This is a genomic window from uncultured Tenacibaculum sp., assembly GCF_947499065.1.
Lineage (GTDB): Bacteria > Bacteroidota > Bacteroidia > Flavobacteriales > Flavobacteriaceae > Polaribacter.
The window spans coordinates 365,747-382,820 of record NZ_CANMMT010000002.1; the positions used below are offsets into that span (position 1 = coordinate 365,747).

Annotated in this window: 13 protein-coding genes; 5 read left to right on the forward strand and 8 right to left on the reverse strand. The window is 30.2% G+C overall.

Translation table 11 applies throughout. The features are described 5' to 3' along the window. Positions 1 to 41: 41 nt before the first annotated feature. Positions 42 to 2,603: an endonuclease gene (locus tag Q0958_RS05915; protein WP_299120966.1), complete on the reverse strand. Its 2,562-nt coding sequence runs from the start codon at positions 2,601 to 2,603 to the stop codon at positions 42 to 44. Positions 2,604 to 2,773: 170 nt separating this feature from the next. Here Q0958_RS05915 and pheT point away from each other — a divergent pair, with 170 nt between their 5' ends. The 3 genes from pheT to Q0958_RS05930 are packed head-to-tail and all read left to right on the forward strand — an operon-like array spanning position 2,774 to position 6,899. Beyond that, a complete protein-coding gene (gene pheT, locus Q0958_RS05920) occupies positions 2,774 to 5,200 on the forward strand; it encodes a phenylalanine--tRNA ligase subunit beta (protein ID WP_299120969.1) in 2,427 nt (808 codons plus the stop codon). A gap of 46 nt (positions 5,201 to 5,246) precedes the next feature. Then, positions 5,247 to 6,281 (forward strand): quinone-dependent dihydroorotate dehydrogenase, encoded by a 1,035-nt coding sequence (locus Q0958_RS05925; protein ID WP_299120971.1) that lies wholly within the window; start codon positions 5,247 to 5,249, stop codon positions 6,279 to 6,281. Between the two features lie 3 nt (positions 6,282 to 6,284). Further along, the gene (locus Q0958_RS05930) at positions 6,285 to 6,899 is read left to right on the forward strand and encodes a LysE family translocator (protein WP_299120973.1); all 615 of its coding nucleotides are present in this window, start codon (positions 6,285 to 6,287) and stop codon (positions 6,897 to 6,899) included. 1 nt (position 6,900) lies between these two features. Here the strand turns inward: Q0958_RS05930 and Q0958_RS05935 are convergent, their stop codons facing one another. Continuing rightward, positions 6,901 to 7,584 (reverse strand): hypothetical protein, encoded by a 684-nt coding sequence (locus tag Q0958_RS05935; RefSeq protein WP_299120975.1) that lies wholly within the window; start codon positions 7,582 to 7,584, stop codon positions 6,901 to 6,903. 227 nt (positions 7,585 to 7,811) lie between these two features. On the opposite strand from Q0958_RS05935, the gene lon reads away from it, so the two are divergent. Beyond that, entirely contained in the window at positions 7,812 to 10,265 is a 2,454-nt protein-coding gene (gene lon, locus Q0958_RS05940; protein WP_299120979.1) for an endopeptidase La, read from the forward strand. 128 nt (positions 10,266 to 10,393) lie between these two features. On the opposite strand, the gene Q0958_RS05945 is transcribed toward lon, so the two are convergent. From Q0958_RS05945 to Q0958_RS05955, 3 genes are all read right to left on the reverse strand, one after another. Then, the gene (locus Q0958_RS05945) at positions 10,394 to 11,626 is read right to left on the reverse strand and encodes a radical SAM protein (RefSeq protein WP_299120981.1); all 1,233 of its coding nucleotides are present in this window, start codon (positions 11,624 to 11,626) and stop codon (positions 10,394 to 10,396) included. A 68-nt stretch (positions 11,627 to 11,694) separates the two neighbouring features. Continuing rightward, the gene (locus tag Q0958_RS05950; RefSeq protein WP_299120984.1) at positions 11,695 to 11,928 is read right to left on the reverse strand and encodes a hypothetical protein; all 234 of its coding nucleotides are present in this window, start codon (positions 11,926 to 11,928) and stop codon (positions 11,695 to 11,697) included. Between the two features lie 135 nt (positions 11,929 to 12,063). Further along, a complete protein-coding gene (locus Q0958_RS05955) occupies positions 12,064 to 12,270 on the reverse strand; it encodes a hypothetical protein (RefSeq protein WP_299120987.1) in 207 nt (68 codons plus the stop codon). 275 nt (positions 12,271 to 12,545) lie between these two features. Here Q0958_RS05955 and Q0958_RS05960 point away from each other — a divergent pair, with 275 nt between their 5' ends. Next, complete coding sequence (locus tag Q0958_RS05960) at positions 12,546 to 12,734, forward strand: hypothetical protein (RefSeq protein ID WP_299120990.1); 189 nt, start codon at positions 12,546 to 12,548, stop codon at positions 12,732 to 12,734. Between the two features lie 9 nt (positions 12,735 to 12,743). On the opposite strand, the gene Q0958_RS05965 is transcribed toward Q0958_RS05960, so the two are convergent. From Q0958_RS05965 to Q0958_RS05975, 3 genes are all read right to left on the reverse strand, one after another. Continuing rightward, positions 12,744 to 14,459, reverse strand: a complete 1,716-nt coding sequence (locus Q0958_RS05965) for a helix-turn-helix domain-containing protein (protein ID WP_299120992.1) — start codon at positions 14,457 to 14,459, stop codon at positions 12,744 to 12,746. Between the two features lie 104 nt (positions 14,460 to 14,563). Then, on the reverse strand, positions 14,564 to 15,391 hold the full coding sequence (locus Q0958_RS05970; RefSeq protein WP_299120994.1) for a M57 family metalloprotease: 828 nt from the start codon (positions 15,389 to 15,391) through the stop codon (positions 14,564 to 14,566). A gap of 167 nt (positions 15,392 to 15,558) precedes the next feature. Beyond that, on the reverse strand, positions 15,559 to 17,073 hold the full coding sequence (locus tag Q0958_RS05975) for a hypothetical protein (RefSeq protein ID WP_299120996.1): 1,515 nt from the start codon (positions 17,071 to 17,073) through the stop codon (positions 15,559 to 15,561). Position 17,074 lies beyond the last annotated feature (1 nt).

Here is a 17,074-nt window from a genome sequence, read left to right on the forward strand (position 1 = left end):
CATTTTTATGACAAGACTTTAATTTTTTTGAGTGGTGAAAGTTATTTTTTAATGAATTTTTTAGTGAATGAACGTTGCCCATCATTCACTTCAATAATGTATAATCCATTATATAAATTAGCTATATTGATAGTAGCATGGCTAACTTTTCCAGATAATACTTTTTGACCTATGGTGTTGGTTATTTTGTAGTTAGCATTTCTATCATCACCCAATTGTAATTTTATAAAGTTTACAGCTGGGTTTGGTGATACATTGGCACTAAAAATAGGAGCTTCATTTCCTAATTTTCCGTCAGCTATAATAGATTGATTAATGTTTTTAGCGCTTACACCAATATTAACGGAATAATCTTCAACTTCTCCATAAGGAATTGTTTCACAAGGAGTAGGAGCTGAGTTCCATTTCATAGAAACACGCATTCTTGTTTTTCCTGATAATGCAGAAGAAGGAACTGTAAAACTATAAGATAAATTTCCTGCACTAGAAGAAGAACCACTTACCACTTCTTCATTGCTTTCAAAAGTTCCGTTTTTGTTAAAGTCAATCCATACTTTCCAAAATTCAGTATAAGAGGTACTTGCAAAACCAGCACTAACAATAATTGTGTTGCTACCGTAGCTTAAATTAGCAGTTTGAGAAGTAAAGTTTCCATAACCTGAATTTGAAGAAGTAGCATTTGATATACCTCCAATAGCAACATTATCTATGTATTCGTAACTAGAATTATTTCCTTTAGAATCACAGTAAGTAACTGTAACAGACTTGGTAGTAATACCAACTACATTACTAGCTGCAGAAGTATTACCTGCAGCATCTTTAGCTTTTACAGAAAATGTGTAGTTACTTGCAGCTGTTAGTCCAGTAACTGAATAACTAGTATTTGTAGTTGTTCCTATTTTGGTTGTTCCTCTATAAATATCATATCCAGTTACAGCAGTATTATCAGTAGCAGCTGTCCAAGATAAATTTGCAGAAGTTTGTGTTACTGATGATACTGTTAAGTTAGATGGAGCCGTTGGAGCTTGACTATCAGGAGGAGTTCCTCCTTCAATAGTATGATTTCCTAAACCACCAAAAGTATCTTTAGATAAGGTATTCCATTCAGAAGAGGTATAACTTGAGTTAGGAGATGTAATGGTAGATTTTCTTTGTAAAGTTTTGTCCTGAGCAAAAGTAGATGAGCTAGTTGGATTACCAATTAAATCAATTAAAGTATTACCTTTAAATAACCCAATAGCATCATTACCATTAAAAGATAAAACACTAGTATTGGTTAATTGAGCTTTATTTTTAATAGAAGTTGTAGCGCTACTATGAGCAATTACATATACTTTTCCATTGGTTAACTGACCAGTTAAATTTAAAGTACTAGTCCATCCGCCTCCGTTAGAAGCTTTCTTTAAAGAATATCCAGATAAGTTTATAGTAGCTCCAGTATAGTTAGCTAATTCTAAAGCTTTGTTATTAGACGAACCTTCAACATATTCAGAAATTAATAAGTCAGAAGCAGTTCCAGACGATGGAGTAGAAGAGGTAGTTATATTTACTATGTTACTAGCTGTTGAAATATTGTTTGCTGCATCTTTAGCTTTTACAGAAAAAGAATACGCTGTTGCAACAGTTAAACCAGTAACTGAATAAGTTGTACTTGTAGTTGTACTTATCTTTGTTGATCCGTTGTAAATATCATAACCAACAACACCTACATTATCAGTAGCAGTATTCCATGATAAATTTACAGAGTTTTTAGTGATATTTGAAGTAGTTAAGTTAGAAGGAGCAGTAGGAGCTTGTGTATCTGATGATCCACCACCATTTCCAAATAAATCTTCAGCTTGAGGACCTCCCCAAATTTTAGTAGCAAAGGCAGGGTTGTCTATAAAAGGATTGCGATTTCCTTGTAAACCTTGGATAATAGGGTTACGTTGCTTTTCAAAGTCAGATACTGGATCTTCAGCATTCCATTGTAATAATAGGTTAATCATATTACTATCTGATGAGTTTGCAGTACCAATAGCTACGTTACTTGGTAAACATTGGTTTCCGTAGCGTAAATACATATACATCATCATACGAGCTACATCACCTTTCCACTCGTCACCAGGATACCATCCACCAGAGGCGTTACCAGCATTTCCAGAACCAGCGACAAATTTTTTACTACTTCTCTGAGAGTTAAAAGAAATATCTGCTGGTCTAACATGATGTGCATCTGCACCAGCACCAGAAGTTCCTAAATTAGGGTTTCCTAACGATTTAGGATATACGTGTTCTCTGTTCCATTGAGTTCCAGCAGAACCACCATTCGCGTCTTTACTACGAGTTCTGTCTGTTACATAATTTCCATCAGTATCGCTATACCCATAAATTAAAACTACTTTAGAGTTGTTATTTGGATCTAAATCAGACTGTTTTAAAGCATTCCAAATACCTGGAGTATATGATAAATTTGTTGTATGTGTACTAATTATTTTAGTTGATAATGCATTTTTTAAATAGGTACCTGATTGATTCAAATTAACGTCGTTGTAATAAGAAGGCACTTGAGAAAATACTGATATAGAAGCTATCAGCAAAATGAAGGGTAATAATTTTTTCATTTAAAAAAGTTATGATTATTTAATTTAAGAGGGGGATGCAAAAAAACAATAATTAAAAAGCTTCAATGTTACCAAAACGTTAACAGTCAGTAAAGTAAATGCTATGAAAAAGGAATTCGATTTATTCCTTAAATTTATGTAAATTTGCGGGCTTAAATTAGAGATTGATTATGAAGATATCATACAATTGGTTACGACAATTTTTACAAACTGACTGGGAAGCAGAAAAAACAGGAGAACTATTAACAGACTTAGGTCTTGAAGTAGAAGGAATTGAAACTGTTGAAAGCATTAAAGGAAGTTTAAAAGGAGTAGTTGTAGGTGAGGTAAAAACATGTATTAAACATCCTAACGCAGATAAGTTAAAAGTTACCACTGTTGACTTAGGAGATGGTAATCCAGTACAAATAGTTTGTGGAGCACCTAATGTAGATGCAGGACAAAAAGTACCAGTAGCTACTGTTGGAACAACCTTGTATGATGAAAAAGGTGAAGGCTTTAAAATAAAGAAAGGAAAAATTAGAGGAGAAGAAAGCCATGGAATGATTTGTGCTGAAGACGAGTTAGGTTTAGGTAAAGGTCATGATGGAATTATGGTTTTAGATGAAGCTTTAGTTCCTGGAACTCCTTGTTCTGAGGTTTTTAATATTGAAACTGATTATGTTTTTGAAATTGGATTAACTCCAAATCGTGCTGATGCAATGAGCCATTTTGGTGTTGCTCGTGATTTACGCGCTGGATTAATTCAACAAGGAACAAACTTAGAGTTAATTTCACCTTCAGTATCAGATTTCCACGTTGATGAGCGTACTCAGAAAATCGATATTGAAATAGAAGATAAAAATTTAGTTCCTCGTTATTGTGGAATTACAATTACAGATATAGAAGTAAAAGAATCTCCTGAATGGATTCAAAATAGGTTAAAAGCAATAGGGATTGCACCTAAGAATAATGTAGTAGATATTACAAACTACGTTTTACACGAATTAGGGCAGCCATTACATGCTTTTGATGCGAATAAAATTAAAGGTAGTAAAGTAGTTGTTAAAACTTTAGAACAAGGTACTAAGTTTACTACTTTAGATGAAGTTGAAAGAGAGTTATCATCAGAAGATATTATGATTTGTGATGCCGATGATAATCCATTATGTATTGGTGGAGTTTTTGGAGGAATCAAATCAGGAGTTACTGAACACACTACCACTATCTTTTTAGAGAGTGCTTACTTTAATCCAGTTTCTGTTCGTAAAACAGCTAAGAGACATGCGTTAAATACTGATGCTTCTTTCCGTTTTGAAAGAGGAATAGATATCAATTTAACAAAGTATGCATTAAAACGTGCAGCTTTATTAATTGAAGAATATGCTGGAGGAAAAATGTCATCAGATGTTTTAGATTTTTATCCAGAAAAGATTGAAGATTTTCAAGTATTTTTATCGTATGAAAACGCTTATAGATTAATAGGTCAGGAAATTCCAAAAGAGACTATTAAAAATATCTTAGCATCTTTAGAAATAAAAATTAACAGTGAAACAGCTGGAGGTTTAGGATTAACTATTCCATCTTATCGAGTAGATGTTCAGCGTGAAGCAGATATTATTGAAGAAATTTTAAGAGTTTACGGGTATAATAATGTTGAGTTTTCACATAAATTAAACACTTCTATTTCCTTTGATAGTGATAAAGAAGTAAAAATTGAAAACATTGTTGCAAATCAATTAACGTCATTAGGATTTAATGAAACAATGGCAAATTCTTTGACAAAAGCGGATTATGTTGATTTATCAGAGAATTTAAATCCTGCATATAATGTGGAGATGTTAAATCCATTGAGTAATGATTTAAAGGTAATGCGCCAATCATTATTATTTAGTGGTTTAGAATCTGTTGCCTACAACATTAATAGAAAAAATAACGCATTGAAATTTTATGAGTTCGGTAAAACGTATCATAAATTTGAAAGCGGATATCAAGAAGATAAGCATTTAACATTATTTGTTACAGGTAATAGAACAAAGGAAAGCTGGAAAACAGCAGCACAAACTTCAGACTTCTTTTACTTAAAAGGAATTGTAACAAATATTTTAAGTCGCTTAGGATTAGATAAATTAAAAACAACTCCAGTAAAAACTGATATATTCTCAGAAGGTATTGTATTAAGTTTAGGGAAAACTAAATTAGTAGAGTTTGGAGTTGTTAAAAGAAGAATTTTGAAAGAATTTTCTATAAAACAAGAAGTATTATTTGCAGATTTTAACTGGCAAAACATTTTAACTTTTGTAGGGAAAAAGAAAATCAAAGTAACTGATTTACCAAAATTCCCAGCTGTTAAACGTGACTTAGCTTTATTGTTAGATTCTAAAGTAGAATTTAAAGAATTATATAATTTAGCTTTTCAATCAGAGAAGAAATTATTAAAAGAAGTTGATTTATTTGATGTATATGAAGGAGATAAATTACCAGAGGGTAAAAAATCATATGCAGTAAGTTTTGTTTTACAAGACGAAAATAAAACGTTGGCTGACAAGCAAATTGATAAAATCATGAAAAAATTACAGCAAACATTCGAAAAGAATTTAGAAGCTGTTTTAAGATAATTCAGAAGCTCCAATTGTATTGGGGCTTTTTTTATATTTAACTATTATGTATAAATTAATCATCCGTCCAATATTTTTTCTTTTTGATCCAGAAAAGATTCATCATTTTACTTTTTCATTAGTAAAGTTTTTATCCAAAATACCATTTGTACCTTCTTTATTTAGAGGGTTATATCAGGTAAATGATAAAAAATTGGAAAGGAATCTTTTTGGATTAACTTTTAAAAACCCTGTAGGACTTGCTGCTGGTTTTGATAAAAATGCAGTGTTGTATAATGAGTTAGCCGATTTTGGTTTTGGATTTGTAGAAATAGGAACTGTAACTCCTAAAGGTCAGGCAGGAAACCCGAAAAAGCGATTGTTTCGTTTAAAAGACGACCAAGGAATTATTAATCGTATGGGGTTTAATAATGAAGGATTAGCTACTGCAATAGAGCAATTAAAAAAGAACAAAGGAAAAATTATTCTTGGAGGTAATATTGGTAAAAATACCAATACAGCTCCAGAAGATTATACAGAGGATTATGTAGAGTGCTTTAAAGGATTGCATCCTTACGTAGATTACTTTGTGTTAAATGTGAGTTGTCCAAATGTTGGAAGTCACGCAAAATTAGATGATGTAGATTATTTAAAAGAATTAATTACTGAGGTTCAAAAGTTGAATAATCAAGAATCTGTTCAAAGACCTATTTTATTAAAAATAGCTCCAGATTTGAACAATCAACAGTTGGATGAAATTATAGAGTTAGTTGCTGAAACTAAAATAGATGGAGTTATAGCTTCAAATACTTCTGTAAATAGAGAAGGACTTAAAGCGTCAAAAGAACGATTGGAAGAAATCGGTAATGGAGGTTTGAGTGGACAGCCAGTAAAAGAAAGAAGTACAAGAGTTATAAAATATTTAGCAGACAATTCAAATAAGGCATTTCCAATCATTGGAGTAGGAGGTATTCATTCAGAAAAAGATGCTTTAGAAAAACTTAATGCTGGAGCAGATTTAGTTCAGATTTATACAGGTTTTATTTATGAAGGACCAAGCTTGGTAAAGAGAATCAATAAAGCTATTTTAGCAAAAAGTTAATAAATGATTGAAACCCTTATCTCTTTTGTTTTAGCTACTGGAACACTAGCTTTTTCTCCTGGCCCTGACAATATATTTGTTTTAACACAAAGTATCGTAAATGGTAAAAAATATGGATTAGCAACTGTAGCTGGATTAATGACTGGTTGTATAATTCATACTACTTTAGTAGCCTTTGGTGTTTCAGAAATTATAAATCAAAACCCTAAATTGTTTTTTATTATAAAACTATTGGGAGCAGGATATCTTTTGTATTTAGCTTATCAAGTATATAGAAGCGATGCTAAAATTGCATTTTCAACAGAGAATGTAGAAAAAAAGACAACTTTTGAATTGTTTAAAAAAGGATTTTGGATGAATGTTTTAAATCCGAAAGTGACTATTTTCTTTTTGGCTTTTTTTCCGCAATTTTTGTTTTCTGATAGTCTTTCAAATGTATTACAGTTTTATGTTTTAGGTGGTTTGTTTATATTAACATCGTTCGTAATATTTTCAACAATAGCCGTTTTAGCAGGTACTATCTCAGAATCTATAAAAAAGAATGCCCAAATAGGCGTTTACCTAAAATGGGCACAAATTATTGTTTTTGTTGGAATTGCGGTTTTAATTTTATTATAAATTAATCTTCTTCCTTTTTAGTAAGTCTTTTTAAAGCTCTTTTAGAACTTCTATTTTCTGGATTGATAGCTAACGATTTTTTGTAGTATTCTGTAGCTTTTACTGTGTCTTTCATTTTTAAATAAGCATCACCGGTACTGTCGTAAGTATTAGAACTTTTAGGGTATAATTCAATATTGATTTTAAAAACATTAAGAGCTTTTTCAAACTCTTTATTTGATAAATAACGATAACCTAAACGATTCAAACTTCTTTCTCTAATAACAGGGTTTAAGCTATCTTTTTGTTTAATGGCTTTATATCCTTTTAAAGCGGCTTCAAAATTATTTTCAGCTAGGTATTCACTTGGAGTTTTTTCACCTTCTTTAAGTTTGTTAAAAATGTAAACCTTGCCATGATGTTCACGTTTTTTTGCTAATTCAATTTTATTTTGTGCTGTGTTAAATATTAGTTTTTCGTTTAATTCACGAGCATAAAAAGTACTATCATTAACTTTTAGAGGTTCTAAATTTTGTCCACGCCATGTTAAAAATAACTTTCCTTCGTTAAATTTTACTTCTATAGTTTCATCAGCATTAAAAAAATAACGACCAGAGGCATTCTTAATAAACTCTTCAGAGTTTTTATTTGAGGTACAGTTGGTTAGGAATAATAATAAGGAAATAAAAAATAGTTTAGTTTTCATTGTTTGGTATAGCTTTTTGTAAAAATATAATAATATGACGACTCACTAAGGAAATAGTTACAAGTTTCTTATAAAGAATTAGTTGGCATAAGAATTGACTTATATAAATGAAGAAAACAAAAAACATACACGTATTGTGTTGTTAATTAAGATATTAAGGTTTTTGTAGTGCTTTTTGTATTATGTGTAGTAATAGAAGAATGCCACTATGACAGATATAAAAGATTATGAGTAAACCCAAAATAATACATTTAGACAATTTGTCGCTTCAGGATGCGTTTAATGAAAATTCTGAATTAATTCCTTTGTTAACTCCAGAGGATGAAGAAATAATAAATAAAGAAGAAGTACCTTCTGAATTACCAATTTTACCGTTAAGAAATACTGTGTTATTTCCTGGTGTGGTAATTCCAATAACTGCTGGAAGAGATAAGTCTATTCAATTAATAAAAGAAGCTAACGAGGGAGATAAAATTGTAGGTGTTGTAGCACAAAAGAATAGTGATGTAGAAAATCCTGGAATTGAGGATATACATAAAACAGGAGTAGTAGCACAAATTTTAAGAGTTCTTAAAATGCCTGATGGTAATACAACTGTTATTATACAAGGAAAAAAGCGTTTTGAAATAGATGAGATTACACAGGAGAATCCATACTTAAAAGCTAAAGTTAGAGAAGCAAAAGAGGAAAGAGATATTGATGATGAAAAAGAATTCAATGCAATAATTGATTCTATTAAAGATTTGGCTTTAGAGGTAATTAAAGAAAATCCAATGTTACCTTCAGAAGCTTCTTTTGCGATTAAAAACATTCAGTCAAATTCATTTTTAGTGAACTTTATTTCATCTAATATGGAATTGAGTGTTTCAAATAAACAAGTTTTACTTGAAAAAGATAACTTGAAAGAAAGAGCACTTTTAACTTTAAAAAACTTAGACAAAGAGCTTCAAAAGTTACAATTACGTAATGATATTCAGTCTAAAACAAGATCAGATTTAGATCAACAACAACGTGAATATTATTTACATCAGCAATTAAAAACAATTCAAGACGAATTAGGTGGAGTTTCTCATGACCAAGAGTTGGAAGAAATGAAAACAAAGGCAAAGTCTAAGAAATGGAATAAAAATGTTGCTGAAACATTTGATAAGGAGATAAATCGTTTAAGACGAATGAACCCTCAAATGGCAGAATATGGTGTGCAGCGTAATTATTTAGAGTTAATGTTAGAATTACCTTGGGGAGAATATTCTGAGGATAAATTTGACTTAAAAAAGGCTCAAAAAATATTAGATAGAGATCACTTTGGACTTGAAAAGGTAAAAGAACGTATTATTGAACATTTAGCCGTGTTAAAATTACGTGGAGATATGAAGTCACCAATAATTTGTTTATACGGTCCTCCAGGTGTTGGAAAAACTTCTTTAGGTAAATCTGTAGCAGAAGCCTTAGGTCGTAAGTATGTAAGAATGTCGTTAGGTGGTTTACGTGATGAAGCTGAAATTAGAGGTCATCGTAAAACTTATATTGGAGCTATGCCTGGTCGTTTAATTCAAAACCTTAAAAAGGCGGGTACTTCAAATCCTGTATTTGTATTAGATGAAATAGATAAATTAAGTCAAAGTCATCAAGGAGATCCATCTTCTGCTATGTTAGAAGTGTTGGACCCTGAACAAAATACGGAGTTTTATGATAATTACTTAGAAGTTGGTTACGACCTTTCTAAAGTGTTATTTATTGCTACTGCTAATAATTTAGGACAAATACCTTGGGCACTACGCGATCGTATGGAGCTTATCAATGTAACTGGATATACTATTGAAGAGAAGGTTGAAATAGCAAAAAAGTATTTATTTCCTAAGCAATTAAAAGAACATGGATTGTCAACAGAGCATTTAACTGTTGGTAAAAAGCAAATAGAAAAAATTGTAGAAGGATATACAAGAGAATCTGGTGTTCGTGGTCTTGAAAAGCAAGTAGCGAAAGTTGTGCGTTTTGCAGCAAAATCAATAGCGATGGAGGAGGAGTATAATGTTTCTCTAACAGATGAAGATATTGAAACAATTTTAGGGCCTGCTCGTTTAGAGCGTGACAAGTATGAAAATAATGATGTAGCTGGTGTAGTTACTGGTTTAGCTTGGACTAGTGTTGGTGGAGATATTTTATTTATAGAATCTATTTTATCGAAAGGAAAAGGAAACTTATCTATTACAGGTAATTTAGGTACAGTAATGAAAGAGTCTTCAACAATAGCGATGAAATATATTAAAGCTAATGCTGAGGAGTTTGGAATTAAACCAGAAGTTTTAGATAAATACGATGTTCATATTCATGTGCCAGAAGGAGCAACTCCTAAAGATGGGCCAAGTGCTGGTATTACTATGTTAACTTCATTAGTATCTGTATTTACACAGAGAAAAGTGAAAAATAAAATAGCAATGACAGGAGAAATTACTTTACGTGGTAAGGTATTGCCTGTTGGAGGAATTAAAGAAAAAATATTAGCTGCTAAAAGAGCAAATATTAAAGAAATAATTCTTTGTGCTGATAACAAAAAGGATATTGATGAAATTAAAACTAGTTATTTAAAAGGTTTAACTTTCCATTATGTAACTGAGATGAGTGAAGTAATTAATATTGCACTTACAAAACAAAAAGTAAAGAATGCTAAAAAGATATAGATAATATATCTGCATAACATATAAAATAGGGCCTAAACTTTAAAGTTTAAGCCCTATTGATTTATATATCTAAAACAGAATCACTATTGTATTTTTTATAATTTAAATAATAGCTTTTTTTAGTAGGTTTATGCGATTATCATATTTTTTTCTGAAAAAGATTCTAACTCCTTTTTGTAATAGAAATTTTTGTTAAAATCTGTTGAATCTAGATAATTAATAATTTCTGTTGGATTAATTTTTTCTACGTTTTCTTTTTCGTGTAAATCAGGGAAACAAGAAATAAAATATCCTTGGATGTGTGCTATAAGTTTAATTAAGTCTTTACAATAAACGGATGGATTATTGAAACCATTTTCTTTGCTATATCTGTGTACTAATCTACCTCCTTTACAAATTACATTTAAAGGACATTCTTGACATTGCTTGCATAGTTTGGATTCAATGTTGTTAAAATATAGCTTTCCTAAAGAAGTTTTTTCAATATCTTGAAAGCGATTTCTTTTAATGTTAAAACCTGTTTTTGTAAAGCCATGACCGCAGGCTTTTAAAGAATCAATAGCTTCAATTTCTCCGTTAGTTTCTATAATTAATACAGTAGATTCATTTTTAGAACTTTCATTAAGCATTGTTAAAGAGTTTAATAATCCTAAAAACATTGGTATTTTATATCGTTCTTGATCGCTAATCCATATGTTGAATAATTCAATTAACCAATCGCCCATAACTGTTTCTTTCTTGTCAAAAGGATAGTTGTTGTGAGTATAATCAGGGATTAAGAAATTTACATAACTAGCTCCCATTTTTTTAAAACTGTTGTATACTTCGATAGGTGTTTCTTTTGTATTAATTACGCATGCAATATCAGCAAAATTCATTTTATTTTTTAAAAGAGAAACCCCTTTAAAAACATTATCGTAACTACCATTTCCTTTATGGTCCACTCTATACATGTCGTGGGCTTTTTTGGTACCATCTACACTAACGCTTGGAGAAATGTTTAACTCTTTAAATAAATGAATCCAGCTTTCATCGAGTAAAACACCATTGGTTTGTAAATCGAAAGAAAAAACTACATTTTTCAGTTCATTCTGAATTTTTTTTACTTTAGATACAAAATCTATAAAGAATTGTTTTGGAGCAAGTAAAGGTTCTCCTCCATGAAATAGAAAAGAGAAATCTTTCTTATTGTACTCTTGTATGTGTTTTTTGGTTTTGTCAATAATATTATCGACAATTTCAGTAGACATAAACTTAGGTTGTTTTTTATAAGTTGTGTCTCCTAAATTATACATAAAGCAATATGAGCAATTGAGATTACATCTACTGGCAACTTTTATAGCTAAAGAATTAAAATCCATGATTAAATTGTTGGTTAAAAGAGAACAAAGAGGTTATAATATTTGATAACCTCTTTGAGAGTTAAAGATTAATTTCTTATGAAATCATGAGCTACATCAGCTTCTAAAAACTTAACGCATTTGCGTAATCTGTCACTCCAAACCAATCCATCTGGACATCGTCTACCACCTCCACCAGTAGGGATATAGATAATATCATCAGAAGGTATGCTAACAGCACCTCCTCTGACAGGTGATAAGTCATTAATTTCTAAGTTTGAAAATTTCTCAATTCCTTTAGATAAAAAAAATGTTTTTTTCATTGTATTAAATTTAGTTAGTATGCTTACTCTAGGGTTGTTTAATAGATTTAATACCTATATTTTCAGCTTCCTATAGATATTTATAAATTGTTTGTATTTTTTTATTCTGGCAAAATATACTTCAGTAATTATTGTTTACATGTCAACTTTTGTAGGCATACATACGCAGTATCCTAAAGAGAAATTGTACGTAGGTATTTCATTTTGTGTACAAGCAACAGGGTTAGGTCCCCAGTTATCTCTATTCTTACACCAAAAAGGAGATCCTGGACCACCTCCATTAATAGACTTCTGAGCTGTTTTATTTAAAATAATGCCAAGATTTGAAATTGATTTTATCATAATTACTTGATTGATTTAGTTATTCCTTACTCTATTTTTTAATGCTTTTCGGGTTTCTCATTTAATTACAAATATTGAAGGTTAAATATGATAAAGGAAGAAAAGTAGGTTGTGATTTATAAAAAAGGTAGGTACTATTTAAAAATTATGGTAGAAAAAACAATTGTTAATCTCTTGTTTTATAGCGGTTTGTGTTAGTGTTGGAGTTGAGATTGAGAATTAAGTGATATTGGAGTTAAAAAAATATAAATTGAGCTAACTTAAATTAACTAATCATGAAATTATTATCAATTAGCACTTTAGAAGCTTTCGAACTTACTAGAATCGAACAGCGAAATATTATGGCAAAAGGAACCAAATTAAGCGGAGGTCCAGATACTGATGGGGAAGAAGATTGTTTTCCGCCACCACCTCCTGGGAATGCTTTAGATAAAAAGAAGAATTATTGTTTTGATTTTATTTAAAATCTAAATTTATTTACAAAAAACTTCCTTGTCAATTTTTTCAATGAATTGATAAGGGGTTATTCCTGTGTGCTTTTTAAAAATTCTAGTAAAAGATTTAGCATTTTTATACCCTCCGATTTCACCAATAGCTTGAGTTGTGTAGGCTCTAACTTTTTTATCTTCACTTAGTTTTTTAGTAATATAATTAATTCTGAGTTCATTAGTGTATTCGCTAAAACTCATTTGTTTATATGCTTTTATAACTTTAGAAAGGTAAGTGGTGTTAGTTCCTATTTTTTTTGCAGCATTATACAAGTTAAAATCATCTTTTAAAAAGTACAATTTCTCTTCAATTTTAGATAAACCTTTAATAATTTGTTGATGTTGCTCATCTTTTATTTTTAAGTCGCTAGTTGAAGGAGTTGCTTTTTCTTTTTGAGAAGCTCTAGCTATTAGGTTATCTAATCTTTCTTTGGCTTTTCTTTTTTCTCTATTATTTTTAAAAACAAAAAAACTTGTAAATCCAGATATTAAAATTAAGCTAATAATAATTACGTTGTAATAAAAAGTTCTTTCATTATTGTCTTTGTTTAAAGCATTAATTTTTTTAGTAAAATTTATTTCTTTAGCTGTTTTATAGGCTTCTTTAAATTGTTGTTTTTCTCTAGTAGATATTTTATTATAGGCATTTAAAAAGGTATTTAAATAATAATTAGCAGAATCAACTTTCTTTTGGTTTAAATAAATTTTAGATAAATAATTATTTGTATACATATAGTTATAATCTAAAAGAGTATCATTTTTTATTTGAAGTGATTTTAGAAAATTATTTTTAGCTTTATTAAAATCTTTAGCCATGTAATAATTAACGCCAATATTGTAATAACCTTTATATAAATAAGAGTATGATTTGTATTTATGAAAAATCTCTAAACTCTTTTCGAGGTAAAGATTGGCTTTGGTGTATTCTTTTTTTAAGGTATAAATAGTTCCTAAACCATAATAAATTCTTCCTTGGTAATAAGAGTTTTCTTTAAGGTTATTGGTTTTGAGTGAAGAATTGTAATAGTGTAAAGAAGAGTCTGCATACTGGTTTTTTAAAGTATCATTTTTATACATGGTAGCGTAAATAGCGCCAATATTAAGAGAGGTTTTAAGTTTGTTAATTTGAAATTTACTTCCTAATTTTTCCTTACTTATTTCTAATAAGAAGTATTTTTCTTTAATTTTTAATATGGCTTCATTCAACTCTTCCATATCTTGATATATAAGAGCTATATTTCCTTTTATTTTAATAATTCGCTCAATGTCTTTTGTTTCAATTGCGTACGCCTCAGCTTTTGTATAGTTGTTAAGTGCTTGTTTAGTAAGTCCTCTTCGTTTTTTTGTATTTCCTAAAAGTATGTGGATGTCAAATAAACTATTATAGTTTTCTTTTTTTAAAGGAATTTTAGGTAAGTATTTAGATATGCTGTCTTTGAAAAACGAAAAATCTACAATTTGTTTTTCTCTTGTTTTTATGTATTCAATGGCAGCATATGCAAAAGTCTTATAAGGGATGTTGTTTGTTTTAACAAGTTTATTCATGTAAAATAAAGTACTGTCTATCCCAATTTTTCTATTTAAATAAAATTTCTTTTTTAAATCTATTAATTCATTTTCATTTAAAGTTGTATTGGTTTGAGAAAATAAAAGAGTAGAGGAAAAGAATACTAAGAATAGAGAGCAGATATATTTTAGCATAAGGGTTGAGGGACAATTGGTTATTTACTGCAAAATATAAAAAAAAGAGACTAGTTTAAAACAAAGTCTCTTTTATAAATATAAAACTTATATAGAAATTATAATTAATACAAGTAGTTTAAGGCAATTCTGTCATTTTGGTTAAATTCACCTGAAGAGCTGCTACTAAAACATGCTAGCATTAAAGAGGTTGGGTCGTAACCAGGAGTCGTGCCTGGTATAGGTATTGCACCAACACCAGCTTGTCCTTCGTTTACATTTTGTCCACAGCTTTGTCTAGTTTGCCAATCGGTATGTCTAAAACCAACAGAATGTCCAATTTCATGTGTAATTACATGTTCAATAACATCCAGGCTAAAATTACCTAAACCGTGAATTTCTACCCATTTATAAGGTTTTCCATTAGAAGGAAACCCTGCTGAACCTCCAGAACCTGGAGCATTTGCATCTACGTAAACAAGCATGTCTTGAGGAGAATAATTTGTGCCAAAAGTTAAGTTAAATTGAATATCTAAGTTAAGTTCGTTGTAGTTTTCTACAGCCATCCTTAATGCTGTTTGTTCTCTTGAAGATAAACCATAACCATCATTAGCATTGTACCCCATTATATTAATAGTAGTACCTCTGTCGACTAAATTACTAGTTCTGTAGTTTTTTCCTAAATATTGACCAACTTTTTCAAAGTTCATAATTTGCTCATGACTTAAATATATGTCGCCTTCTACAAGATACCTATCTCTCGAAGTACCATCAGGTAAGTGTTGTTTCGATAGAGTAACATTGTTTGTGTTAATGTTGAAATCTTTTAACTTAGTTAAGATTTGTTTTGGTATTTGTGTGTCTTGATTTAAAGAAGTTTCATTATCACTACAGCTTGTTATTAAGGTTCCTACAGCTAACAATGATAAAATTTGAAGGGTGATTTTTTTCATTTTTTTAATTAGTTTGATTAATAATTAATTGCTAGAAATTTCTATGCGTCAAAAATGAAATATTAAAACCGATTATATTTTGATTTAAATCAAAATATAATCGGTTTTTTTGGATATATAATTGTTGTTTAGGTGTTGGTTTGAGAAATGTTTACTTTTTTAAGTGTTTATTTAGCACTTAAATAAGAGAAGTTATAGCTGATTCCGAAATTTAAGTAAGAACTACTTAAATTTCCTCCACGAGCTTTAACATACCCTAATCCTGCTCTTAAATTAAGTTTGTCTGTTAGTTTGTAATTAATACCAGCACTTGGTTTAACTATTAAACCTTGTCCTGTACTAATTCCACCTCCACCAGCAGCTCCTGCTAATGCTTGTAAAAATACAGATGTGGTATTATTAAAGAAAGTGTTCGATTGTACTCCTAAACCAACAATTCCTTCAGCATACGCTCCAGCATCACCAAAATTAGCAAAAGAAGTTTGACCAGCACCGTAAAAATATTTATTAAAGAAAAAGTTAACTTGTAAAGATATTTGATGCATATCTTGATTTATCCCTGTATCTCTAGCTGCATTTATATATATATCGTGTTTTATAATTGTTTCTAATCCTTTAAGTTTTGCTGTTGAGAAACTATTCTCTTCAGATTTTATACCGTCTTTGTCAATATAATATTTAAGCCCAAAACCTAGAGTAGAGGAGGTGAAGTGCCCGTCAGGACTCATTAAAAATCCTTTATTTATTGATCCGTAAACATTGTTAAATAATTTTTGTTCAATAGAGATGTCAGGATAAATTAAAAAACCTCCTTTGGTATCTACACCACCGCCACCTCCGGCACCAATACCGAATTTAGCTAAAATATTAGTTCTGTTTTTATTCATAGAGAAATGATAACCAGCTCCTAATAAGATGTCCATATAGCCTGCTTTGATTCCATGATAAGCCCCATCAGCCTTTACAAAAAAGAAAATATTATCATTTAAATAAGAATTAAATTCAAAACCAGCTAAGCGTATGGTTTTTCCTTTAAGATTTCCTTTGGTAACAGAAAGGTTGTTAAGATGAACTAATAAAGAAGCTCGGTTTCTTTTTTGATTCCATGAGGTATTGGTTAGGTTTTCTATTGAAAAAGATTGTTCTCTTTCTTTAAAGTTAGTAAAATCAAAAGATAAAGGAATTTGTACAGCAACATTAAACTGACTGCTATTGATGTTTCCTTTATCAAAAAAGTTGATATAACTATAACCAGCAGTAGCAGAAAAATACTTGAAATCGTAACCTAAATTAAGGTGAGGTAAAATAAAAGCACCACCGCCATCTGGAGCACCAGCACCTCCACCACCACCGAAATGGAAACCAGTATCTAAAAATAAGTTTTTTGTTATTTTTTGTTGAATACCAGCATTGATTCCTAATGTGAAAAAACCGCCTCTAATTCCGCCAACAGCTCCATAGAATCCAAGTCCTGCATAGCTCCAATCATTAAGTTTTAAATTATAATGAAGCCCTGTAAAATCCATGTTTTCTTCATTTTCAGGCATTTTTATAGATAAAAAATCTAATTGTCCAAAACCTTTTTGGGTTTCTTTAGCTGGTATGTTAGTTTGAGCATAAAAAAAATGAACACTCATTATTAAACCTAATATGAGTGCTCTTTTACTAATTTTATTTAGCATT

Coding starts and splice junctions, on each gene's coding strand:
- Q0958_RS05915 (WP_299120966.1), bottom strand. CDS start 2,603: ATGAAAAAATTATTACCCTTCATTTTGCTGATAGCTTCTATATCAGTA.
- pheT (WP_299120969.1), top strand. CDS start 2,774: ATGAAGATATCATACAATTGGTTACGACAATTTTTACAAACTGACTGG.
- Q0958_RS05925 (WP_299120971.1), top strand. CDS start 5,247: ATGTATAAATTAATCATCCGTCCAATATTTTTTCTTTTTGATCCAGAA.
- Q0958_RS05930 (WP_299120973.1), top strand. CDS start 6,285: ATGATTGAAACCCTTATCTCTTTTGTTTTAGCTACTGGAACACTAGCT.
- Q0958_RS05935 (WP_299120975.1), bottom strand. CDS start 7,584: ATGAAAACTAAACTATTTTTTATTTCCTTATTATTATTCCTAACCAAC.
- lon (WP_299120979.1), top strand. CDS start 7,812: ATGAGTAAACCCAAAATAATACATTTAGACAATTTGTCGCTTCAGGAT.
- Q0958_RS05945 (WP_299120981.1), bottom strand. CDS start 11,626: ATGGATTTTAATTCTTTAGCTATAAAAGTTGCCAGTAGATGTAATCTC.
- Q0958_RS05950 (WP_299120984.1), bottom strand. CDS start 11,928: ATGAAAAAAACATTTTTTTTATCTAAAGGAATTGAGAAATTTTCAAAC.
- Q0958_RS05955 (WP_299120987.1), bottom strand. CDS start 12,270: ATGATAAAATCAATTTCAAATCTTGGCATTATTTTAAATAAAACAGCT.
- Q0958_RS05960 (WP_299120990.1), top strand. CDS start 12,546: ATGAAATTATTATCAATTAGCACTTTAGAAGCTTTCGAACTTACTAGA.
- Q0958_RS05965 (WP_299120992.1), bottom strand. CDS start 14,459: ATGCTAAAATATATCTGCTCTCTATTCTTAGTATTCTTTTCCTCTACT.
- Q0958_RS05970 (WP_299120994.1), bottom strand. CDS start 15,391: ATGAAAAAAATCACCCTTCAAATTTTATCATTGTTAGCTGTAGGAACC.
- Q0958_RS05975 (WP_299120996.1), bottom strand. CDS start 17,073: ATGCTAAATAAAATTAGTAAAAGAGCACTCATATTAGGTTTAATAATG.